The 18,939-nt window shown below is 71.6% G+C and carries 40 protein-coding genes; 18 read left to right on the top strand and 22 right to left on the bottom strand.

Annotated features, from left to right (window positions below):
- The 14 genes from AB1460_RS20545 (at position 1) to AB1460_RS20480 (ending at position 6,558) form a co-directional block, all read left to right on the top strand.
- On the top strand, positions 1 to 315 hold the full coding sequence (locus tag AB1460_RS20545) for a hypothetical protein (protein ID WP_368963364.1): 315 nt from the start codon (positions 1 to 3) through the stop codon (positions 313 to 315).
- A complete protein-coding gene (locus AB1460_RS20540) occupies positions 312 to 536 on the top strand; it encodes a hypothetical protein (protein WP_368963362.1) in 225 nt (74 codons plus the stop codon). The genes AB1460_RS20545 and AB1460_RS20540 overlap by 4 nt, the downstream gene beginning before the upstream one ends.
- On the top strand, positions 533 to 1,135 hold the full coding sequence (locus tag AB1460_RS20535; protein WP_368963361.1) for a hypothetical protein: 603 nt from the start codon (positions 533 to 535) through the stop codon (positions 1,133 to 1,135). The genes AB1460_RS20540 and AB1460_RS20535 overlap by 4 nt, the downstream gene beginning before the upstream one ends.
- On the top strand, positions 1,132 to 1,404 hold the full coding sequence (locus AB1460_RS20530; RefSeq protein WP_368963359.1) for a hypothetical protein: 273 nt from the start codon (positions 1,132 to 1,134) through the stop codon (positions 1,402 to 1,404). The genes AB1460_RS20535 and AB1460_RS20530 overlap by 4 nt, the downstream gene beginning before the upstream one ends.
- Complete coding sequence (locus AB1460_RS20525) at positions 1,401 to 1,733, top strand: hypothetical protein (protein WP_368963357.1); 333 nt, start codon at positions 1,401 to 1,403, stop codon at positions 1,731 to 1,733. The genes AB1460_RS20530 and AB1460_RS20525 overlap by 4 nt, the downstream gene beginning before the upstream one ends.
- Positions 1,726 to 2,073: a hypothetical protein gene (locus AB1460_RS20520; protein ID WP_368963356.1), complete on the top strand. Its 348-nt coding sequence runs from the start codon at positions 1,726 to 1,728 to the stop codon at positions 2,071 to 2,073. Before AB1460_RS20525 ends, AB1460_RS20520 begins: the two co-directional genes overlap by 8 nt.
- 192 nt (positions 2,074 to 2,265) lie before the next feature.
- The gene (locus AB1460_RS20515) at positions 2,266 to 2,454 is read left to right on the top strand and encodes a hypothetical protein (protein ID WP_368963354.1); all 189 of its coding nucleotides are present in this window, start codon (positions 2,266 to 2,268) and stop codon (positions 2,452 to 2,454) included.
- The gene (locus AB1460_RS20510) at positions 2,447 to 2,953 is read left to right on the top strand and encodes a DUF3307 domain-containing protein (RefSeq protein ID WP_368963352.1); all 507 of its coding nucleotides are present in this window, start codon (positions 2,447 to 2,449) and stop codon (positions 2,951 to 2,953) included. Before AB1460_RS20515 ends, AB1460_RS20510 begins: the two co-directional genes overlap by 8 nt.
- A complete protein-coding gene (locus AB1460_RS20505) occupies positions 2,946 to 3,536 on the top strand; it encodes a hypothetical protein (RefSeq protein ID WP_368963351.1) in 591 nt (196 codons plus the stop codon). Before AB1460_RS20510 ends, AB1460_RS20505 begins: the two co-directional genes overlap by 8 nt.
- 4 nt (positions 3,537 to 3,540) lie before the next feature.
- Positions 3,541 to 4,020, top strand: a complete 480-nt coding sequence (locus AB1460_RS20500; RefSeq protein ID WP_368963350.1) for a hypothetical protein — start codon at positions 3,541 to 3,543, stop codon at positions 4,018 to 4,020.
- Positions 4,010 to 4,375 carry an HIT family protein gene (locus tag AB1460_RS20495; RefSeq protein ID WP_368963348.1) on the top strand — a complete coding sequence of 122 codons (366 nt, stop codon included), beginning with the start codon at positions 4,010 to 4,012 and terminating at the stop codon, positions 4,373 to 4,375. The genes AB1460_RS20500 and AB1460_RS20495 overlap by 11 nt, the downstream gene beginning before the upstream one ends.
- Before the next feature lie 156 nt (positions 4,376 to 4,531).
- A complete protein-coding gene (locus AB1460_RS20490) occupies positions 4,532 to 4,702 on the top strand; it encodes a helix-turn-helix domain-containing protein (RefSeq protein ID WP_368963346.1) in 171 nt (56 codons plus the stop codon).
- Between the two features lie 291 nt (positions 4,703 to 4,993).
- A complete protein-coding gene (locus AB1460_RS20485) occupies positions 4,994 to 6,055 on the top strand; it encodes a glycosyl hydrolase (RefSeq protein WP_368963345.1) in 1,062 nt (353 codons plus the stop codon).
- A gap of 98 nt (positions 6,056 to 6,153) precedes the next feature.
- Entirely contained in the window at positions 6,154 to 6,558 is a 405-nt protein-coding gene (locus AB1460_RS20480; protein ID WP_368963343.1) for a hypothetical protein, read from the top strand.
- A gap of 13 nt (positions 6,559 to 6,571) precedes the next feature.
- On the opposite strand, the gene AB1460_RS20475 is transcribed toward AB1460_RS20480, so the two are convergent.
- Positions 6,572 to 7,399 carry a peptidoglycan-binding protein gene (locus AB1460_RS20475; protein ID WP_368963341.1) on the bottom strand — a complete coding sequence of 276 codons (828 nt, stop codon included), beginning with the start codon at positions 7,397 to 7,399 and terminating at the stop codon, positions 6,572 to 6,574.
- Here AB1460_RS20475 and AB1460_RS20470 point away from each other — a divergent pair.
- Entirely contained in the window at positions 7,389 to 7,625 is a 237-nt protein-coding gene (locus tag AB1460_RS20470) for a gp53-like domain-containing protein (RefSeq protein ID WP_368963339.1), read from the top strand. The two genes, AB1460_RS20475 and AB1460_RS20470, sit on opposite strands and share 11 nt — an antisense overlap.
- Before the next feature lie 2 nt (positions 7,626 to 7,627).
- On the opposite strand, the gene AB1460_RS20465 is transcribed toward AB1460_RS20470, so the two are convergent.
- The 21 genes from AB1460_RS20465 to AB1460_RS20365 all read right to left on the bottom strand — a co-directional run bounded on the left by AB1460_RS20465 (position 7,628) and on the right by AB1460_RS20365 (position 17,096).
- The gene (locus AB1460_RS20465) at positions 7,628 to 7,840 is read right to left on the bottom strand and encodes a hypothetical protein (RefSeq protein WP_368963338.1); all 213 of its coding nucleotides are present in this window, start codon (positions 7,838 to 7,840) and stop codon (positions 7,628 to 7,630) included.
- 110 nt (positions 7,841 to 7,950) lie between these two features.
- Positions 7,951 to 8,232: a hypothetical protein gene (locus AB1460_RS20460; protein WP_368963337.1), complete on the bottom strand. Its 282-nt coding sequence runs from the start codon at positions 8,230 to 8,232 to the stop codon at positions 7,951 to 7,953.
- A gap of 319 nt (positions 8,233 to 8,551) precedes the next feature.
- Positions 8,552 to 8,914, bottom strand: a complete 363-nt coding sequence (locus tag AB1460_RS20455) for a hypothetical protein (protein ID WP_368963335.1) — start codon at positions 8,912 to 8,914, stop codon at positions 8,552 to 8,554.
- A 107-nt stretch (positions 8,915 to 9,021) separates the two neighbouring features.
- Entirely contained in the window at positions 9,022 to 9,546 is a 525-nt protein-coding gene (locus AB1460_RS20450) for a hypothetical protein (protein WP_368963333.1), read from the bottom strand.
- The gene (locus tag AB1460_RS20445) at positions 9,546 to 9,869 is read right to left on the bottom strand and encodes a hypothetical protein (RefSeq protein WP_368963331.1); all 324 of its coding nucleotides are present in this window, start codon (positions 9,867 to 9,869) and stop codon (positions 9,546 to 9,548) included. Before AB1460_RS20445 ends, AB1460_RS20450 begins: the two co-directional genes overlap by 1 nt.
- Positions 9,866 to 9,994 (bottom strand): hypothetical protein, encoded by a 129-nt coding sequence (locus AB1460_RS20440; protein WP_368963329.1) that lies wholly within the window; start codon positions 9,992 to 9,994, stop codon positions 9,866 to 9,868. The genes AB1460_RS20445 and AB1460_RS20440 overlap by 4 nt, the downstream gene beginning before the upstream one ends.
- Positions 9,991 to 10,380 (bottom strand): hypothetical protein, encoded by a 390-nt coding sequence (locus tag AB1460_RS20435; protein WP_368963327.1) that lies wholly within the window; start codon positions 10,378 to 10,380, stop codon positions 9,991 to 9,993. Before AB1460_RS20435 ends, AB1460_RS20440 begins: the two co-directional genes overlap by 4 nt.
- On the bottom strand, positions 10,380 to 10,655 hold the full coding sequence (locus AB1460_RS20430) for a hypothetical protein (RefSeq protein ID WP_368963325.1): 276 nt from the start codon (positions 10,653 to 10,655) through the stop codon (positions 10,380 to 10,382). Before AB1460_RS20430 ends, AB1460_RS20435 begins: the two co-directional genes overlap by 1 nt.
- Before the next feature lie 34 nt (positions 10,656 to 10,689).
- Positions 10,690 to 11,022 carry a hypothetical protein gene (locus AB1460_RS20425; protein WP_368963324.1) on the bottom strand — a complete coding sequence of 111 codons (333 nt, stop codon included), beginning with the start codon at positions 11,020 to 11,022 and terminating at the stop codon, positions 10,690 to 10,692.
- A 17-nt stretch (positions 11,023 to 11,039) separates the two neighbouring features.
- Complete coding sequence (locus tag AB1460_RS20420) at positions 11,040 to 11,438, bottom strand: hypothetical protein (RefSeq protein ID WP_368963323.1); 399 nt, start codon at positions 11,436 to 11,438, stop codon at positions 11,040 to 11,042.
- Position 11,439: 1 nt separating this feature from the next.
- Positions 11,440 to 11,859 (bottom strand): hypothetical protein, encoded by a 420-nt coding sequence (locus AB1460_RS20415; RefSeq protein ID WP_368963321.1) that lies wholly within the window; start codon positions 11,857 to 11,859, stop codon positions 11,440 to 11,442.
- 3 nt (positions 11,860 to 11,862) lie between these two features.
- Positions 11,863 to 12,129 (bottom strand): hypothetical protein, encoded by a 267-nt coding sequence (locus AB1460_RS20410; RefSeq protein WP_368963320.1) that lies wholly within the window; start codon positions 12,127 to 12,129, stop codon positions 11,863 to 11,865.
- On the bottom strand, positions 12,126 to 12,503 hold the full coding sequence (locus tag AB1460_RS20405) for a hypothetical protein (protein ID WP_368963319.1): 378 nt from the start codon (positions 12,501 to 12,503) through the stop codon (positions 12,126 to 12,128). The genes AB1460_RS20410 and AB1460_RS20405 overlap by 4 nt, the downstream gene beginning before the upstream one ends.
- Positions 12,500 to 12,754 carry a hypothetical protein gene (locus AB1460_RS20400; protein ID WP_368963317.1) on the bottom strand — a complete coding sequence of 85 codons (255 nt, stop codon included), beginning with the start codon at positions 12,752 to 12,754 and terminating at the stop codon, positions 12,500 to 12,502. The genes AB1460_RS20405 and AB1460_RS20400 overlap by 4 nt, the downstream gene beginning before the upstream one ends.
- Positions 12,751 to 12,951 carry a hypothetical protein gene (locus AB1460_RS20395; protein ID WP_368963316.1) on the bottom strand — a complete coding sequence of 67 codons (201 nt, stop codon included), beginning with the start codon at positions 12,949 to 12,951 and terminating at the stop codon, positions 12,751 to 12,753. The genes AB1460_RS20400 and AB1460_RS20395 overlap by 4 nt, the downstream gene beginning before the upstream one ends.
- Positions 12,952 to 13,067: 116 nt before the next feature.
- Entirely contained in the window at positions 13,068 to 13,364 is a 297-nt protein-coding gene (locus AB1460_RS20390) for a hypothetical protein (protein WP_368963314.1), read from the bottom strand.
- 1 nt (position 13,365) lies between these two features.
- The gene (locus AB1460_RS20385) at positions 13,366 to 13,572 is read right to left on the bottom strand and encodes a hypothetical protein (RefSeq protein WP_368963312.1); all 207 of its coding nucleotides are present in this window, start codon (positions 13,570 to 13,572) and stop codon (positions 13,366 to 13,368) included.
- 1 nt (position 13,573) lies between these two features.
- Positions 13,574 to 13,918, bottom strand: a complete 345-nt coding sequence (locus AB1460_RS20380; RefSeq protein ID WP_368963311.1) for a hypothetical protein — start codon at positions 13,916 to 13,918, stop codon at positions 13,574 to 13,576.
- A gap of 40 nt (positions 13,919 to 13,958) precedes the next feature.
- Complete coding sequence (locus AB1460_RS20375; RefSeq protein WP_368963309.1) at positions 13,959 to 14,501, bottom strand: hypothetical protein; 543 nt, start codon at positions 14,499 to 14,501, stop codon at positions 13,959 to 13,961.
- Between the two features lie 21 nt (positions 14,502 to 14,522).
- Entirely contained in the window at positions 14,523 to 14,813 is a 291-nt protein-coding gene (locus AB1460_RS20370; protein ID WP_368963308.1) for a YggT family protein, read from the bottom strand.
- Positions 14,814 to 14,816: 3 nt separating this feature from the next.
- On the bottom strand, positions 14,817 to 17,096 hold the full coding sequence (locus AB1460_RS20365) for a hypothetical protein (RefSeq protein WP_368963307.1): 2,280 nt from the start codon (positions 17,094 to 17,096) through the stop codon (positions 14,817 to 14,819).
- Between the two features lie 129 nt (positions 17,097 to 17,225).
- Here AB1460_RS20365 and AB1460_RS20360 point away from each other — a divergent pair, with 129 nt between their 5' ends.
- The 3 genes from AB1460_RS20360 to AB1460_RS20350 are packed head-to-tail and all read left to right on the top strand — an operon-like array spanning position 17,226 to position 18,816.
- On the top strand, positions 17,226 to 18,329 hold the full coding sequence (locus AB1460_RS20360; protein WP_368963306.1) for a hypothetical protein: 1,104 nt from the start codon (positions 17,226 to 17,228) through the stop codon (positions 18,327 to 18,329).
- Positions 18,329 to 18,691 (top strand): hypothetical protein, encoded by a 363-nt coding sequence (locus AB1460_RS20355; protein WP_368963305.1) that lies wholly within the window; start codon positions 18,329 to 18,331, stop codon positions 18,689 to 18,691. The genes AB1460_RS20360 and AB1460_RS20355 overlap by 1 nt, the downstream gene beginning before the upstream one ends.
- Positions 18,691 to 18,816, top strand: coding sequence for a hypothetical protein (locus tag AB1460_RS20350; protein ID WP_368963304.1), 126 nt, complete (start codon positions 18,691 to 18,693; stop codon positions 18,814 to 18,816). Before AB1460_RS20355 ends, AB1460_RS20350 begins: the two co-directional genes overlap by 1 nt.
- Positions 18,817 to 18,939 lie beyond the last annotated feature (123 nt).

Below are 18,939 nucleotides of genomic sequence, written 5' to 3'. Positions count from 1 at the left end.
GTGGCCTTCTTCGGCGTAAAGGGAAACCCGATCAGCGACGCGACGGGCGAGGCCCTCATGGCCGACTCCGACGCGCGCCGGTTCGCCCACGACACGGTCACCACCGACGCCGGCCCCGTCAAGGTCTCCACGATGTTCATCCCCGACGACATGCGCTCGGCGCAGGACGTCGAGGACGGCCTGCCGCCGCTGATCTTCGAGACCGCGGCCCTGCTCGGCTCGGACGAGGTGGCCATCGAGCGGCGCTCCACCGGCGACGAGGCCATACGGGCGCACCTGGACGTCCTGGGGCGGATTCAGGGCGGGCGGCCGTGAGCGCCGATGACGACCGCGAGGCGCTGATCAAGCACCTAGCCAGCGCCCACCCGAACCTGCTGACCGGCTCCGGCGTGCCCCTGCCGGACAGCGAGGCGCTGGACGCGGTGCCCATCGCGACGCTGCTGGCCGTCCATGAGGCCAACCACACCCCGCTCTACCGCCGACACAACGGCGACGACTGGCTGACCCGCGACCACGCTGAGAGGACACGCCGATGACCGAACCGATGACCTTCACGCTGGACCGGGGCCGCACGCTGCTGCTGACGCCGGCCCCCGTGACCCCGGTCAAGAAGCTGACCGGCACCACCCGCGAGGTGCTGGCCACCGTGACCGACGAGAGCGGGAACCGCGCGGGTCTCGTGTCACGTGACCACGTGGGCGCGCTGTGCCTGACCTGGCCCAACCGCCTCGACGCTCACCTGACCAAGGGCGAGCGGGAGCGCCTCAACGCCCTGTTCGCCCCGCGGCGGGTGAGCGACCTGCCCTCGTGGGACGAGCTGTCCGACCTGGACAAGGGTGCCGCCCTGCTGCACGTCTGGAAGCGGCGCTGGGAGGGCACCGGCTACGCCCGGGAGAACTACCCGGCTCGCTACCTGGAGCACCCGCGCTTGGTAGGGCTGGCGCCGGAGCTGGCCTGCCGGCACGCGGCCACCGTGGCCCGGTACTGGGACTTCGCGGTGGACCTGCTCGGCATGGACGAGGTGGAGCGGCTGTACTTCGGCGCGCTGGTCGAGGAAGACCGGCGCCGTGGGGTCGTGCGCCAGACCTCGCCCGCCTACCGCGCCGCACTGGTGGCCGCTGGAGGCACGCGATGACCGGGAAGTTCCCGGGGCGGCAGGTCTTCCCGCTCTGCGGCGCCGTCGAGATCCACACCCACGAGGACGCCATCTCCATCCAGGCCGGCGGCGAGCCGACGCTGTCGATCTCTCCGTCGAGGGTGACCGTCAGGCCCTCGACGGAGCCGGCCATCCTCGACGCCACCAACTGGCCCCGCTTCCGCCGCGAGTTGATCGGCGCCCTCGACGAGGCTGCGGCCTCGCTCGGCTGGACCACCACGCACGACGGCACCGAGGAGATCTCATGACCCAGATCAGCGACCCGAGCGCGCCCGGCTTCTCGCCGATGGGCTGGCTGGGCGACCTCGCGGCGGAGAGCGACTACCGGCGCGCACTGGACGAGTTCAACGAGAACCAGATCAGCCCCGGCGGCATGACCGACTTCGAGGAGGACCTCGCCTGGGCGGCCCTTCAGGCCACGCCGCTGGGTGCGGACCCGGCGCCGATGCTGGACCGCCTTCTCGCCGAGCCGGACGTAATGATCGCCCGGAGCCGCTCGGAGTCGGTGCAGGCCACCCAGGACTTCGTCGACGCGCAGATCGACGCGCTGCTCGCCGAGGGGTCCGACGGTGACTGACCACCCGTTGCCGCCCGGCTCCCGCGTCTACCACTGGCGGGCCCAGCAGTATCCCGAGGCCATGCGCGGCACGGCCACCCTGCTCGGGGCCGAGCGGCGCGGCGGCTCCTGGGAATACGAGATCCAGCGCGACCGACCCCTGTTCGAGGGCGGCTCGACCGACCCCACCTGGTGGGCGAGCTACCACACCGCGCGCGCCGTCCGGGACTTCCCCGTCTCTCCGGAGGACCAGGCCGCGGACCAGCACGCCGCGGACTTCGCCGCCGCGGTGCGTGAGGGCGGGCTGACCTACCCGGAGGCGGTCGCCCGCTTCTACCCCGAGACCACCACGCAGGGCTGACCTGACCGCTACCGCTACCGCGAGCACGTGAACGACGTCGCGCGGTCCATCGCCTTCGCCATCGACGGCCCGCCGAGATGGCCCGCCGCCTGATCCCGTGGTCCCCGGCGGCCACCTGACCAAGAGGCGAGGTGGCAACTCACCCGCCGATCAGCAGCCAGCTTTCGCAGTCACCCATCGAAAGGAACGACCATGACCGACTCCTCGCCCTTCGACATCACCTCCGACAACACCGTCTCCGGCTACGGGCGCTCCCGTGGCCGCCTCGACAGGGTGGGCGGCGACCTGTTCTCGGCCCTCGACCGGGCCTTCGGATCCCTACTCGGCGGCGACGACGACACCGACGGGGACCAGCCCGCGGGAGGTGGGAGTGGTGCCTGACCGCACGTCCGCCTTCGCACCCCTGTTCGTTGCCGCCTACATCGGCCACCAGTTCGGCGACCATGTCATCCAGACCGACGATCAGGCCGGCGGCAAGCAGAAGCCGGGCAGCTCGGGGTGGGCGGCGAACCTCCGGCACGTGGCGAGCTACCACGCTGCCGTGGCGGTCACCGTCGCGACCACGGTCCGGGTCACCCGGGCTCCGGTCTCGGGCCGTGGGCTGCTGGCCGGGCTCGCCCTGTCCGCGGGCAGCCACGCGCTGATCGACCGGGGCTGGCTGCCGGAGCGGATCATGGCGGCGACCGGAAGCCCCGGCTGGGCGGCAATGACGATCAAGACCGACCCGGACGGAGCACCGTGGCGGCCGGGCGTGAACCGGGCCGACCAGGCGCTGCACGTTGGGTGCCTGTGGGCCGGCGCGCTGCTGGCCACCTGGCTTTCCGAGAAGTCCACCCGCGGCGCCGCCGGTTCTCCGGCGAGGGAGGCCGGTCGTGTCTGATCTGGTCGGCCAGCTCCTGGGTCTGGACGAGGCCGCGTTCTACGACCTCGTCCAGGCGGACCGCCGCGGTCGCGGGGCGGGCGCTGCGCCTCATCCGCTCCACGACGGCCTGCGCGACGACGACGTCCTGGATCGCTGGCTCGACACGATTGGCCGGATGTACGCCGACATCGAGCTGACGATCATCCAGACGAAAGAGAGGATCGGAGTCGCCAGGCTGGCACAGAATCACACGGAGATGTACCGCCTGAAGGGCATTCGCGCCACCTCGTTACGAGCACTGGAGGGCACCAAGGCACTGCGACGCGAGGCCAGGGCGCTCGTCGCCGATCGCAACCGGCGGCAGGGTGAGGAGGCCCACTGCCGCCGGCAGGAGCGTCATCGCCGTCACCGCGAGAGCATCCCCGAGCAGGCATACGCCATCGCGCTGCGCAGGCTGCGGGACGCGCACCCGGAGGAGTTCGAGGTGCTGCGGTGTGAGGCGGAGTCTGCACTGGTGGAGGTGGAGCCCGGCAGATCACTGGCGCGTCCGGTCAAGCGTTGCCAGGGGTTCGTCTCGGCGATGCCTCCACCGGGAGCGTAACGCGGTGACCGGTTCGGAGATGTGGGAGGGCGTCGTCCAGGAAGTTGGCTCCGAGGCATTCACCGCCGAGGTGGTCAAGGGCGACGGAGACCGCGCCACCGTCGAGCTGTGGCTGACGGACATCAAGCCCGAGGACCGGCCGCTGTGCCGTCCTGGCGCGTTGTTCTGGTGGGAAGTCGACGACGGCATGGCAGGGCTTCGGTTCCGCCGCAGGCCCGTCCCGACCCTCGCCGCCGACGAAGTCATGGCCCGCTGGCGGCCTGGCAGCCACAACCCGCCGCGGACCTGGGTCAACGAGATCGTCGATCTCGCTCTGCGCGACCGCGAGCGGCTCAACTGGGTCTCCGAGGACTATATGCAGGTCCCGATCCTGGTCGGTTCCGATGGGCGAGTCTGGGACGGTCATCACCGGATCGTCGTAGCCGCCCGGACCGGGCAGAGGCTCCGCGTTCATCTCGCCGAAGAGGAGCATCGTGACATCTGACCCCTGCGCGTTCTGCCAGATTGGCGCCGGTCGCACGCGGGCCACGAATCTGACCCGCTACCCGGGCGCCGTGGCTTTCGCTCCGTTGAGTCCCGCGACTCGGGGTCACACCCTGGTGGTTCCCCTCAGGCATGTCGAGACCATCTGGGATGTCGACCGGTCGATCTGGCAGGGGCTGATGGTGGTCACCCACATTGTCGCTGGTCGTCTACGCCAAGAGCTGCGACCGGATGGCATCAACATCATTCAGTCCACTGGCGAAGCCGCCACGCAGACTGTCGCCCACCTACACATCCACGTGGTTCCGCGCTACCGGGGGGACGCGATGGGTCCGATCTGGCCACCTTCCACCTGACCCATACGGACCATTCCGGAAGGCCTGCCCGAGTCACTGTCACTTGACGGGCGGCAACGTTCGGACAACAACCAGCATCTACCCCTCGACGGGGTCCCGACCTGCGCGGATGCTCCGTTACCACGCAGAGATACACATCGATTCCGGGGGGTTGAGATGGAGGATGAGCTGCGGCTTTATGCGGCGGCCAAGCGAGCGGGCGTCACACCGCGCACCGTTCTCGACTGGATCGCCGACGAGGAGCTGAGGGCGATCTGGTGCTACGGGACCGGATGGCACATCGCCAAGCGCGAACTCGACAGAGTCGCGAGAGCCCACCGCTCGTAGCTGCCGACGACGAGACCCCCGGCCGCCGTGGCTCGGGGGTCTCGTCGTCGGTCGGCTCGTGCTGCCAGTCGGGAGGGCGACCGCAAGCATCCCGCCAACGTCCCACCTGGCACCGACAGAACCAGCCGTCAGACCCACGGGCCCCGGCGCAGCGGCCGGAGGGCGAGCCACCTACCCGCCCTCCGGCCGCCGACCCCCAGCACCACCACCCCGAACACTACAGAACGTGCACGTGAGATTCCGGAGAGGTATGGGTGGTGGGTAGGGAGCACCTGTGGCGACGGGAGCGACATGACCGGCGTGAACGTACCGACGCTGACGGACCACCAGGCCCTGACGGACCGCGTGGCCGACGTCGAGAAGCGGCTGGCCGCGGTGGAGGGCGGGCCCTCGGTCCCGTCCGAGCCCGCCGGGACGTGGCTGTCCGGCGCCTACCTGGGCGGCAACAACTACACCCAGGCCGGGCCGGACGAGTGGGCGCGGCGCTTCGGGTTCCGGCCGGGGCTGTGGCTGGTCTACTCCGAGCGCAAGAAGGACGCCGCCACAATGTGGCGCTCGGGACACCTGATCAACACCACCACATTCACGGACAGGCAGCTCGTCCTCGTCCTGGCGCAGGCATTCGGCCCCGAACGGCAGAACGTCACCTCCGCGAAGAACGCGGTGACCGCCGACGAGGTCCTCTCCGGCCGTTACGACACCGACATCAAGGCGATGGGTGCGGCGATGGTGGCGCGGGAGGCTGCCGGCTTTGCGCCGATGATCGTGCCGCTGGCCTGGGAGTACAACGGGGACTGGTTCCACCACTCCGCGGCCGACGCGCGGAAGTTCCGGGAGGCCTGGCGGCGGGTGCGCATCCTCGTCCGCGAGACCGGCAGCCGGGCGCGCTTCGCCCTGATCGCGAACAAGGGGTACAGCCAGAACCCACCGAGTCACAACCCGCTGGATGCCTACCCGGGCGACGACGTGGTGGACATCATCGGCGTGGACGCCTATGACCACTACGCGGTCGCCCGGACCGACGCCGAGCTCCAGCGCGAGCTGGACAAGGCCGGCGGCGCGCGCTGGTGGGCGAACGTGGCAGCCGAGCACCGCAAGGGGTTCATGCTCCAGGAGTGGGGCGTCAAGAACGCCCCGAGCGCGGCCGGCGACAAGGGCGGCGGCGACAGCGCGTTCTTCATCCGGGGCATGCGCACCTTCTTCGAGCAGTGCGCCGTCCGGCCGGACCTGGAGTTCGTCGGCGAGATGTGCTTCAGCGAGGACGACCCGGCCAACGTGGGATCGTCGCTGACCTCGAAGCGCAACCCGGCCGCCTCGGCGGAGTACGCGCGGCTATGGGCAAGTGTCGCGTAGCCCGGCGCGGCCACTTGTTGCCACAGTCCATCAGCATTTGGCAGACCTGGCTAGGGTCGCAGGCGCCCCCTGGTCCGAATGTCCGCGAGGTGCGCCGCATGGTGTCGTATCCGCAGTACAACCTTGAGCTGGTCGGTTGGGATCATCAGAGCGTCTGGGGCTGGGATCCAGCCTCGGATTCCTTCTACGCCCAGCTCACCAGAAATGGGTCCGGGCGGGACGCCGAGGCGCAGGGTCCGGAAATCTGGCTCAGCCCACCATGGTTCACCGTCATGTCGACCCCCGACGCGCTCGCTGCGGCTATCGGCGAAGCGACCGAGTGCGGCCTGGACGTTACGCGGCAGGCGATGAACACATCACTGCCGGGCAGCGACCACTCGCTCTATCAGCATCCGCTACACCGCAGGCCGGCTGAGCACGCGCCCGATCCCAGCCCGCGAATATCAGCGCGTAACCGGCGCCGCGAGGACGTGTGGTCGCGCATACGGAGAGCCTTGTTCTAGGGCGAGCGACCGCCTACCGCCCCTGAAGGTCCGCCACCACGTCGAGCTGGGACCAGGTCGCCGGGCCGCAGATGCCATCCACCCCGAGGTCCAGCCCGTTGCTGCGCCACCAGGACTGGAACTGGCGCACCGCAGCCTCGGTGAAGTCCCCGTACACCCCGTCACCGCCCAGCTTGGCGTCCATGGACCGGTTGAGGGCCACCTGGAGGGTGAGCACGGGCACCGCCGGGTCCAGCACGGTGGCCGTGCCCGCTCGCGCGGCAGCCACCCGGGCGGCGTCGTCCCGGGCGCCGGGGCGCAGCAGCGGGAAGCCGCGGAATCTGTTGTCCGCACGGTTCGGGTCGGGCAGCGGGGTGCGCGGAGCGCGGCCGAGGATCGCGTTCACCCGGGCCAGCAGCTCGCCGGCCGGGTAGTTGAGCCCGGGGTCGGTGTGGCCGCCGGGCACCTTGAACGCGCGGGCGATCTGCGCGTGGTGCGCGAACCCTGGGGTGAACGCGGCCACCTCGCGGTCGGACAGCATCCGCACCGGGATGCCGTAGCGGCGGACCGCGTACGCGGCGGCCTCGGCGGCCTCGGCGGCGTGCTCGATCATCGCCAACCCCTCCGGGCTGCTCCACTCCGCGGCGAACCGCGCGTAGCCCGCGTGCTCGATGTGCCAGCCGCGCCGGTTGGAGTTGCGCTCCGCGCCGTAACAGCCGCGCTCGTCCGGGGCGTACCGCACGACCCCGCCCGGATCGACGCCGACGTGCGACGAGGCGTAGGTCGGCACGCCCGCGAAGTACCGGCCGCTCGACCCGGCAGTGCCGGCACTGAGCGGGCAGCGGGACAGCGTGACGGGCACGTTCTCGGGCAGCGTCGCCGACCTGGCGGTCTCGGTGACGTTCCCGTCCGCGTTCCCCACGGCGCCGGCCGCGGTGTTCGTGTCCGGGCCGCTGCTGGACCTGGTCGCCCCGACGTTCGCGGTCGAGGCGCCTACGGGGACGGGGTTCGACTTCGTGGTGCAGCGCCGGGACGGGGCGATCGTGACCGCCGGGGTCCGGACGTTCTACTGGCTGGCGGTGGCGTAGGGCTACGGGCGGCGCAGGGCATACGCGCCCAGGCCGAGCGCGACGAGGACGAGGCCCAGGCACGCCTGGACGAACGCGGTCGAGCTGATCTCTATCACGCCGAAGACGGCCAGCGTGGCCGCGAGCAGGCAACCCAGCCCGACGAGCACGGCCACTGAGAGCAGCAGCACCCGCCCAACGCCGGAGCCGACGCTGGACGAGGGCGCGGCGGTCACCTGCCACTCGGGCACACGGGGAAGGCCCGGATGGCACTCGGGGCACCGGTGGTGCCGACCCAGGACGCCCGGGGCGGTCTCGCAGTGCGGGCCGCAGTCGGGCCGGAGGCTCACGGGGAGGGGGCTGCCTGGGCACCCGTGCGTGCGTCGCTGGCCTCGGCCTTCGCCAGCTGCCCCAGCATCACGGACACGTTCTGCGCGCTCATACCGAGGTGGCGGCCGACGCGGGACTGCGCGCCGTGCTTGCCGTGAGCCTGCTCCTCGTAGCGGACAAGGGCCCGGATCGCGCGGCAGTAGTCCAGGTGCGCGGCGTCGCGCACCTGCTTCTCGCGCTCGCGCGCGGCGTCGACCGCCGCCACCAGCGTGGCCAACTCGTTCCCGTCCCCTGCCATGACCTGATCTTAACATACTGACGTGATAAATTTTCACATCATAATTTGACTTAACTTCACATATTCATTTACATTTAGGGGTCGGCGCAGCTCGCAGGGGGTGGAGACCGCGCGATCACCCAGGAGATCATCCACTGCAAGGGGTGCAGCCGTCCGCTCCGCGCCGAGACCTCCCGCGTCGCCGGCTACGGCCGCACCCGCGCCCGCCGTGCCGCCCTGGTGGTCTCCGGCTACAGCGCCAGCCGGGTGGCAGGGCCAGCGAGGTTAACGACCTATCTCGCCACACTCCGTCAGGCGCACCCAATGGGCGTGTGTGGCGCTACTCCTCAGGATCTCCTGGTGCGGTCGGGCCCCAGTAGAACCACTCCTGACCCTCGGCCATCACGGTCATCGAGACGAACCTGCCGGCGATCTGCCCGGCGTCGCGACGGCGCTCGACCTCGCGCATCCAGGCATTGCGGATACGGGTGAGGGCCTTCTTCCGCTCCGGGTCATTCCTTGTCCCGGAGGGGGCCGGCGGTGGCACATCCACCAACGGGATGCGCCACCACTGGTCGGCGCCCTCCCGGATCCAGGCGTCCACGGGCTCGACGAACTGCCCACGATGCACGCGGGCCGTGGGCGTGACACCGGGCCGCTCGGCGGGCTCCCCGGGGCCCGAGGCGATCGAGCCGGGTGTCATCGCCTCGCTCCCCTTGCGGCTGTAGTCAGTCTGTAGGTCACATCTCGACGCTATCGGTGCCGCACCCCCGGTCGGGCGCAGGGCTCGTGGGCCGATCGAGTCCGGTGTCATCGCCGCCCGCCCGCCGGCTCGGCCGCGTTCGTCCCGCGGCGCACCAGGCGCACCGGCAGCCACAGGCCGATCGCCACCCAGGTGGTCAGCCGCAGCGAGAAGCCCAGCCGGCGCTGCGGACCACGCTTGTGGTCGAGGCTGTGGATGAAGTCGTGGCAGCGCTCGCACACCGGGATCAGATCGCGGTCCAGCTCCTTGCCGCCGCCGGCCCGGAAGTAGTCCTTGTGGTGCAGGGGCCACTGCGGCTCCCAGGCCCGCGCGCACAGCCGGCATCCGGACGGCGGATGCTCACGCAGGTAGCGCCGCCGCCGGTCCCGCCACTGCGGGCCGGACACGTACTGGGCGTACTTGGTGTAGCCGTTGCTCCGCATCGTCACCGCGCGCCGTGCGCGCTCCACCCGGCGGTCCAGGTGTCCGGCGGGCACCGCGATGAGCGCGGCGGCCAGCAGGACCGAACCCACCGTCAGGTCCAGGCGCACCAGGTCCCCAGCGGCACCCAGGATGGCGGCGACAGCGTCCATCAGGCCCAGCCCAGCTCGGAGTCCACGTCCGGCGTCCAGCCTTCGCCGCCCCCAAGCTCCAGCGGACTGGGGCCGGCTTCCAGCGCCAGGCGCTCGGGTCCTGCCTCCAGGGCGAGCTGCTCGCGCCGGGACCGCAGCGCGCCCAGCCCGGCGGAAGCGGCCACCACCGGCAGCAGGCGGCCATCGCCGTCACGGGCGATGGCGCTGACGGCCTCACGCAGGTCCGCGTCCTCCTCGGTGCCATCGGCGAGCACCGGGGGCACGAACGGGGCCAGCGCGCCCGTCGTCACGCGGGCGACGGTGGTGCGCCAGTCGGGGGTCACCAGGGCCTCCAGCGGCGCAGGGCCGGGGAGGCCAGCAGGCCCACCCCGGCGAGAATCAGCGCGGCGGACACGGACAGGTCGGTCGCCACCGTGAAGGCAGCGGCGGCCAGGGCGGCGTAGATCATGATGTGTCTCCAAGAAGGTCCTGGGCGGCGCGGGAGATCTCGTCCGCGTGCCGGCGGACCATCCGCGCGGCCTCCCGCTCGGCGTCGCGCATGGTCATGTCGGAGTCGGCGAGCAGGCGGCGCGCCTGCGTCAGGTCGGAGTCGCCGCCGTGGGGCAGGGTGTCGGCGTGCGCGCGGTTGCTCGTCGTGCCGCCGCCGGCCAGCAGAATGACGGCTTCCTGCTCACGACTGCCGTCGAAGTCGCCGGTGAAGTAGCCACTGGCACCGTCCGGGGACACGTGGCCCTCCAGGTCGGTCGCGCCGAGGTGGCGGGCCACGACGATGTGCCGGGCCTCGTGGTGGGCGGTCCGGCGGCGCCGGGCGGCGGTCGAGTCGAACAGGCCCATCAGTGATCACCCGATACCCAGGGCCTGGTCAGGGCTATGGCCGCCCCGAGGACGTTGAACGCCACGACGCCGAGCGCCATGGCCACCGCCGGGGCGCGCGAGGCGGGGAACTGGAGCGCGACATGCCCGACAACGATCAGCCCGACCTCGACAACGACCAGCCAGGTAATCGCCGTGGCGTAGGACCGCAAGGCCTTCCACCCCTTCTCGTCGGCCTCGACCTCGAAGGCGACGAACGGGGGCAGCAGCCAGATCGTGCGGCGCGTGCTGGGCATCAGTGCACCACCTGAGCGGTCTCGCGCTGGCCGCTCATGGCCGACGCCCCTGCTGCACCGGAAGGTCGGCGAACAGGCGGTCGAGCGCGAACACCCGCTCGCGGGACGCCTCGTCGGCCGCCGTGACGGTGTTCTCGTCCAGTCCGGCGCACGCGGCGCACACGTACGGCCCGCCGCCGGGCGCCGGGTACAGGTGCGCGGTGCAGACATACCGGTCGCAGGACCGCTCATCCGCGCCGTGCATGTCGCCGCAGGCGTACGCCAGGCCGCGGTCGATGGTCGCGGTGCAGCCGTGCGGGTGCTCGCAGGTCGCGGCGACGTTGTAGCCGGCCGGCTTGCCGTCGAGGTCGAAGCTTCCGTATCCCATGACGTGCTCCTTTCGGGTCAGTGGTGCCGGGCGGGGATGCCGAGCGTGTAGAAGTGGCTGGCCGGGGCGAGGTCGTCCTCCTCGCTGTCCGGCTCGAACGGGCCGCCCTCGTCCGCGCGCAGGTAGGGTGCGCGGGTCTCCAGGCCCCGGAAGGTCGGCAGCGCGGGCAGCCGCGGGTCCGGGCCGGCGGTGGCGACCACGAACACGTCCTCGCCGTCCGGGCCGGGGTGCAGCGACTCATTGACGACGTTCGCGGGGATGACGTCGCCGAGCACGGCGTCCTGCCAGCCCCAGTAGTCGACCGACTCCACGCCGCAGCGCCCACAGCGCGTGGACTGCTGGGCCGAGCCGTCGTTGTCGAGGTGAGCGGCGCCGTAGGACTCGAAGGTCCCGCCGCACGGGCACAGATGGGCCATGTCAGACCTTCGTCGCGTAGATGCCGACCGCCGGCAGGTCGCCGCCAGGCTGGAGCGCGTCCGCGTCCGCGATGAACGTGTCCGAGAGGATCACCCGCAGTACCGCGGCGGCCCGGATGCGTTCGGCCACCTCCGGGTCGACCGGGCCGTCGAGCGTGGCGACGAGCTGCGTGAGATTGGTCGAGGCCCAGTGCGCGCCGGAGCGCTGGGCCAAGTCGCAGGTCAACCGGGCACACTGCTCGTCGAGTTCGACCGCGCGCACCAGACGGCGGTCGGTCTCGCGCAGCTCCCGTCCGGTCGCCCAGACACGCTGGGACGCACGGAGGTGATCGAGGTTGGCCGCCCAGTACCGCTCGGCCATCGTCGTGCTGGCGAGAGGTCGGGTACGGGACTTGGCGCGGGCGGTGGACTGGGCGGCCACGGGTCAGCCCTCCTCGGACGGGTCGAGCGGGCTGATCACGTTCAGGCCCTCGGATGTGGCCGGGGTCTGCGCCCACACCTCGGCGTGCGGGGCGCACAGCCCCAGTTCGTCCCCGCCCGAGATCTGCACTCGGGAGGTGACGTCGGTCGACTCGCAGCGGGTGCTGCGCCAGCGGCCGGACTCCTCGAACGCGCAGGAGTCCTTGGCGTCGAGGCGCAGTCCGGGGCCCTCGCCGGGCGAGAACAGGCCGGAGATCGGGCGGAAGGTCATCGCCCCCACTGCCCGAGCAGCGGCTCGATCTCGGGCAGCTCGACGCCGGGCTGGAGGGACTCGGAATCCGCCAGGTGGGCGTCGGACTCCAGGACGCGCAGGGCGGCGGCGGCCGTCGCGGCGCCGTCGGTCTCGGGCCGGTCGGCCAGGTGCTCCAGCGGAACGTCCGCCAGATGGCCAGCCCGCCGACGCAGGCCGTCGTGCAGCTGTCCCAGCCGGCGGTCGGAGTTCGCCGCCTGCCACCCCGACCGCGTCAGCGCGGGCGGAAGGCCCGACGCCCATGACGCCTCGTTGGCAGTCTGGTTCTCCAGGTCGGTGGCCCAGAAGTCTGCGGCCAGGTCACCCGAGCTGCGGAAGCGGTCGCGCAGCCTCATCGCAGGCTCCCCTCGGCGCGCAGCATTTCCTCCGCGCCGGGCAGAATCCGCCACCGGTGGCGCCGCGGAACCCGCTGCTCCGCGGCATGGTCGGCGTCGTTCAGGTCCAGGTAGGTGTCCGTCTCGTGGTCGATGCCGGCCTCCTCCTCCTCGATCGAGTTGCGCCACAGGGCGGCGGTTGCCTCCCGGGCGCCGGTCAGCTCCGGTGACGGCGGGCTCAGGCGGTCGATCGCGCGCAACAGCCGGCTCATCGCCGCCAGCTCCATTCCTGGGTCAGCGCCGCCGTCGGCGACACGTCCGTCGACAGGTCGTCGGCGTCAACCCGGTCCAGGCCCGAGTCCACGCGGAACTGCGCCGCGTCCCGACCCGAACCGGTCGCCTCGATGCGGGCCAGCGTGGCCCGCGACTCGGCGATGTCCTCGGCTGTCCGGCCGTTCCAGTTCGACATGTGCTCTCCCGTTCTCGTCGCCCACGGCCCAGCGCCGCAGGCAGGTCGATCAGTTGACGGCGTCCGGCGTCAGGCCGACGCCGATCGCACGGGCCGCCAGACGGCCGCCCGTCGAATCAGCGGCGGCCGTGCCGCCGGTCGATCAGCTCGAAGTACTCAGGGGTGCCGAACTCGGGGCACGCGCACGGCGCCGACGTGCACAGCGCACAGCGCACCTGAGAGGCACCGAGGCGACCCTCGGCGTAGGCGTCGAAGTCCGGCGACCACACCGCGCCGAGCGCGTTGACGGCCTCCACCGGGTCGAACCCCTGGTCGTTGGTGTGCGTGCTTCCGCTCCCGCCGGGGAAGTCGGACTCCGGGGCCGGCCCCCGGGGCGTCGCCGTCAGGTCCGGGCCGATGTCCCAGATGCCCACGTCAGTCCTCCACCCGCTCGACGGTCACGCGGAAGCGGCCGAGGACCTGCCGCGGGTGGACGTCGGGAACAACGGCGTGGATCAGGTCGTCCTTGAAGCTCATTTCGAGGATCGCCAGCGTCTCGACACCCGCCGGGTCCGTCAGCTCGTCGCCGTTGAGGCCGCCGGTCAGGTGGTTGTAGATGTCCTCGGTGGCGATCTCGCGCATGTCAGTCCTCCGTCTCGTCGGGGGGCGCGGTGGTCTCGCGGGCCGCGCCCAGCGCCATGTCGGACGGCAGGTGCGTCACGGTCCGGAACACCACCCGCGGCGCGGGCGTGCCGGTCGGACGGGGCGTGGCCACGGGGACGGGCAGGTCGCTGAACGGGTTCAGAGAGTCGGTCACATCGGCCTCCAGGGGGTCGTGGGTGGCGTCGTACAGGGTCAGGAGCCCTCCCCCGTCGCGCAGCCGGTGCGCGGCGAGGGAGAGGCGAAGGAGCGCGTAGCCCAGCAGGTCACGCTGACCGCGGGCGGCGGCGCCGCCATTGGCCAGCGCGACCGCGAGGCTGTCGAACATCGCTACTGCCTCCTTTCGTGGGGCGTGGCTTGCGGTGGCGTCAGAGGTAGGAGGTGTTGAGGACCTCGCCGTCGAGGACCTCGCCGGTGAAGCCGTCGATGTCGTCGAGCGGCTCGGTGTCGTAGAGGGACGGAGCCGCATCGAGACCGCGAGCGGCGGCGAAGCCCGCTCGGGCGGTCCGGCCCCGGTGGGTGTCCAGGAAGCCGAAGTCCGGGCCGAACCTGACCTCGGCGGTGCCGGAGGCCTGGTCGACACTGACGGTCATGTCTGGCTGGTCGAAGTCGTCCTGGCGGAGCAGGAAGTTGGGGTTGTTGGCCAGCCCGTGCATCACGGCGGCGCGCTTGCGCTCGGCGGCGCTCTGCGGGCGGTTGCCGAGCATGGTGTTGGTGGTGTGGCGGCGGTCCGGCTTCTGCCAGGGCGCGAACCGCACCTCGCCGATGCCGCCCTTGACGCGGACGCCCGGGTCCACCAAGCCGACACGGCAGGTCTTGCACAGCTCTCGGTGGCCGACGACGCTGCCGAAGAAGCCGACCTTCCACTCCCGGCCGCAGCCCTTGCGGGTGCACTTCACGGTCTTCGCCATGGCGGTTCCTCCCTGCCGGCCTCAGCCGGCGATCGTGGTGATGAAGGCGTTGATCATCGGAAGGACGACCAGCAGCAGCGGGAACGAGAGGTCGAAAGCGACCGACCCGAACCGCAGCGGCGGGACGGCCTTGCCAACCGGGCGCAGCAGCGGGTCGGTGAGCGTCCGCAGGAACTCCAGCGCGAGCGCGGCGGGCCGGCTCGGCTCACGCAGCAGGCCCACCCGGGTAAGCAGGTCCACGCCCCAGCGGATGACGATCAGGCCGGTGTAGGTGGTCAGGATCAGTCCGGCGACGGTGGCGACGATGCCCATGGGTCAGCCCTCCTTCGAGGTCGAGGCGGCGTGCTCGCGCTGGGCGTGCAGGCGGGCGCGGGTCCGCTTGTCGGGGCGGTGCTTGCGCTGGGCGTAGCCGGCGCGGGCGGTGTCGGCCGGGGCCGGGGTCGTCTCGGGCTCGACATCCGGGACGTCCTCGTCGGCGAGCAGCCGGTCGAGGTTGTCCGCGGTGGCCAGCACCGTGCGGGTGGGCGCGTTGCCCTCGGCGGGGGCGATCACCTTGCGCTCCTCCAGCTCACCCAGCACCCACGCGGCGGCGTCGAAGTCCAGGCCGAGCGGGCCCTGGAGCATCCGGGGCGACAGCTGCCCCGCCTCGACCGCGATCCGCGCGGCCTCGCGCAGGACCTCGGCGAGGCTGTCGATCTCTTCGGTCTCCGCGACCTTGACGACCTCAAGCGGCGCGGGAGAAGGAGCCGGGGTGGGGTCCGCCGGGGTGGCCGCCGTCGGAGTGTGGGCGGGGCTGACGACCTTCCCGGACGACGGGGGCGGAGTCAGGGTGACCGACTCGCGCTGGGCGGGAACCCGCGGAGGGCGGGACGGGTCGAGCAGCGCGGCGCGCGCCGGGTCGACGTTCTTCACCAGCGGCGGCACCTCGGGCAGCCCGCGCAGCCGCAGGGCCGCGTTGAGAACCTCGTGGCGCTCGCTGATGATCTGGCCAGGCTGGACGTCCGGGTCCACGAACGCGCAGCGCAGTCGGACCGGGTAGCCCTCGGCGCCCAGCAGGTAGGAGATGCCCTTCGGTGACTTCATCTCGATCTTGTGGCCGCCGTAGCCGAGCGCAGCCCAGATCTTGTCCCCGAGTACGGAGGTCGAGCCGTCCGCGGTGGTGCAGCGGAACACCTGCTTGATCGTGATCAGGTCGCGGACGAACGTCGGGATCACGTCGCCGGTCGGCTTCAGTGTCGAGCAGACGATGTGGTAGCCGACCTTGCGCAGTCTGCCGATGATGTCGAACAGCAGGAAGGCGACCTCCCCCCGGATGTCCTTGTCCGGGTGCTTGGTCAGCGACAGCAGCTCGTCAATCCAGATCCAGGTAGTGATCTCGCCGGGGGCCACGTTGGTGCGCGGCAGGCCGGCAGCCTCCCGCTCGTCGGCGGTGTCGGCCATCCGCTGGAGCGCGGCCACGCCCTCGGCGTGCAGCTCCCGGAGGAGGCGCACCGCGTCGTCCACGGTGTAGGCGAAGCCTTTGCCGCCCCGGGCGGTCTTCGCCGCCAGCGGCTCCCAGAAGCCGAGTTCGGCACCGCCGGACGGGTCGATGAAAAAGTTCCGGGAGTTTGCGTCCTGGCTCACGGCGCAGATGTCGACGTGCGTGCCGGTGCTCTTACCCGAGCCGGCCTCGCCGCCGGAGAGCTTGTTGCGAGCGAAGATCGTGTCGTAGACCGGGTTGCCGTCCTCGTCCTGGCCGACGTGCCAGGCGGTCTGGACCGGGCGGCCCTTGTAGTCCTTCCCGGCGCGACGGATCTCGGCCAGGCCCTCCCACGGCACGTTCTTGTTGAGCGTCTCACGGCGGCGGATGTTGACCTCGATGTGCGAACACGTCAGCAGCTCCTCCAGTGGGGAGCGCTTGGCCTTCTCCGTCGGCGCGGCGTCCGTCCGGCTCTTGCGGGCCACCGTGACGGTCTTGGCGGCGGCGCCGCTGGCCAGGGCCGCGATGGCCTTGCGACCCGTCGCCGGGGCGACGGTCGGGCGCATGGAGACGCGGCCCTTGAGCATCGGACTCAGGCGCTGCGCCGCCGAGAGCATCTCGACCTCGGTCACGCCGTCCGGGATCTTCATCACGAACCGCGCGCCGGCCTTGGTCGGCTCGGGCAGCTTCACCTGCACCGGACGGCCGGACGGGTGCAGCAGCGTCGGGCCCTCGCCCGCGCCCAGCTCGGCGAAGGCGTTCAGCACCGCGCGGCGCTCGCGGTGGCCGCGGGCAGCGTCGGAACGCTGGTGCAGCAGGGCCGCGGTGCCGCCGAGAGCGGCGGCGGTCAGGCGGTAGGGGTCGGTGACGTCCAGGAGCCCCGACTCGAAGATGGTCGGCCCCAGCGGGCCGAGCGGGTCAGCGCCCAGCGTGGACAGCAGGTAGAGGGAGCCGGCACCGGCCCCGGGTGTTGCGATGTCGCCCCAGGTCCGCCAGCGGTCGCGTCCAGCGACGCTTACGCGAACTGACCCGAGGCCAAGACGCCAGCCCCCAACGATCCAGTAGCGCGGGTCGTTGAGGTCCCACGTCGAGAGGGGCTTGCGCTTCCTGGACGGAGCCCTCTTAACCGATGCCATGAGCGCACCCCTCCTCGTGGCCGGTGCCGGATTCGTGCATGACTACAGACTACACATCGACTACACGACATGTAAAATGAAGATGTGAAAGTCGTGGTCACAGATCCGAGCATCCCCAGGGAGAGCACCATGAACAGCGCCAACGGGGTGCCCGTGCCCCCCGCCCATCTCACCGTCGAGGCGGACGCCCCACAGGGCGCCGTCGACTACGAATCAGCTACAGACGTGCCGCGGCCCCGACGGGCACGCAAGGCCGCACCGCAGGCGGCTGCGGCCCCGGAGGCTCCGAAGGGCAAGAACAACAAGGGGCTGAGCACCACCGAGAAGCTGTGGCGGGTCGCGGCCATCGCGCTGGCCGCGGTGATCGTGGCGCCGACCGCACTGTCCGGCGCACACCTGATCAAGTGGGCCGGCGAGCCGATCGACGGGCTGAACCTGCCCGTGTGGCTGGTCTGGCTGCCCCTGCTCGCGCTCGACGGCACCGCCGTGGTCGGGATCGCCATGGTCACCATCGCCGCACTGCGCGGCGAGCACGGTGGCGCGTTCCATTTCGTCTCGTGGTCCATCGCGCTGATCAGCGCGGGCATCAACTACGGCTACGGCACCAGCACCGCCGCGACGTGGGACGAGTACTTCTTCCCGGTCATGAGCCTGACGGGGCCCACCCTGCTGGAGATCACGCTGGCGTTCGCGCGCCGGTGGAAGCGCATCGACGCCGGGCTGATCTTCGAGGGCGTCAAGCTCAAGGACCTCGGCAAGCGCGTGCGGCCGGGCGTGGCCATGCGGGAGACCCTGGGCGCCTGGCGCGTCTCCCAGCGCGAGGGCATCACCGATCCGCGCGAGGCCATCACTGCCTACCGCGAGGTCACCCTGCTGCGCACCATGAGCGGCGTCGAGGCGCTGCGGCTGGCGTTCGCGCGGACCGACAGCCGGGACGTGTTCGCCGCCCGGCTGTGGCTGCTCGGGCGCGGCATCAAGGTCACCGGCGAGGACGTCAAGCTCGCCCTGGCGCCCCGGGATGTGCTGGACGTGGTGGCCGGGGCCGAGGCGGCCGAGGGCATCACCGCCCCCGAGGTCGCCGCCGCGTGGATCGGCAAGGACGCGGGGCCCGCCGACATCGAGCGCGTGCGGCGCGAGCTGGACGGCCTCGCCGCCGAGGGCCGGATCGTCGCCGAAGGCAAGGGCGCCCGCGGCAAGGCCGTGCGGTACCGGATCGCCGGGGCGGGTGCGTGATGACGTTCGAGGACTTCGTCCGCGAGAACACGATCACCGACAAGGGTCTCCGTCCGCCGTGGGCCGGCAACGTGATCACTGCCCTGCGTCACGCCATCGCTCACGGCTCGGGCGCCGACCGCCTCACCGCGGCCGAGCGGGCGACCCTGGAGTGCCTGCGGCTGCGGGTCGAGGGGCGCATCGGGGAGTCGTCCGAGGACTTCGATCGCCACTACGTCGGCACGCACGGGCTGATCGGCAACACCCTCGCGATGACGCGGGACGAGCCCCTCCTTGCCGATCTGGGTAACCGCCTGGGCCAGACCCTCCGCGAGTACCGCGCCGAGCAGGACCAGGACGCCAACGACGGGGCGGGTGCGTGATGGCCGACGTCTTCCACGCCCTTACCGCCCTCGCCGCCGGCGGTGGCCTGACCTTCGCCCTTCATCTGCTGCGCGATGACGTGCGCCGGGCGCGCCAGGTCGCGCGGCGGCGGGCACGGCGGTAGGGCTCGTGCTCACCCGCCTCCGCACACACGACAGCCCCCGCGCTCCGCAGAGGAGCCGGGGGCTGTCGTGCTGCGGGCAGTCAGGCCTCGTCGGCCTCGTCGCCCGGGGGCGTCTTGCGGGGG

Source organism: Parafrankia sp. FMc2 (assembly GCF_041008525.1).
Classification (GTDB): domain Bacteria; phylum Actinomycetota; class Actinomycetes; order Frankiales; family Frankiaceae; genus Parafrankia.
This window is presented reverse-complemented; position numbering and strand designations above follow the sequence as displayed.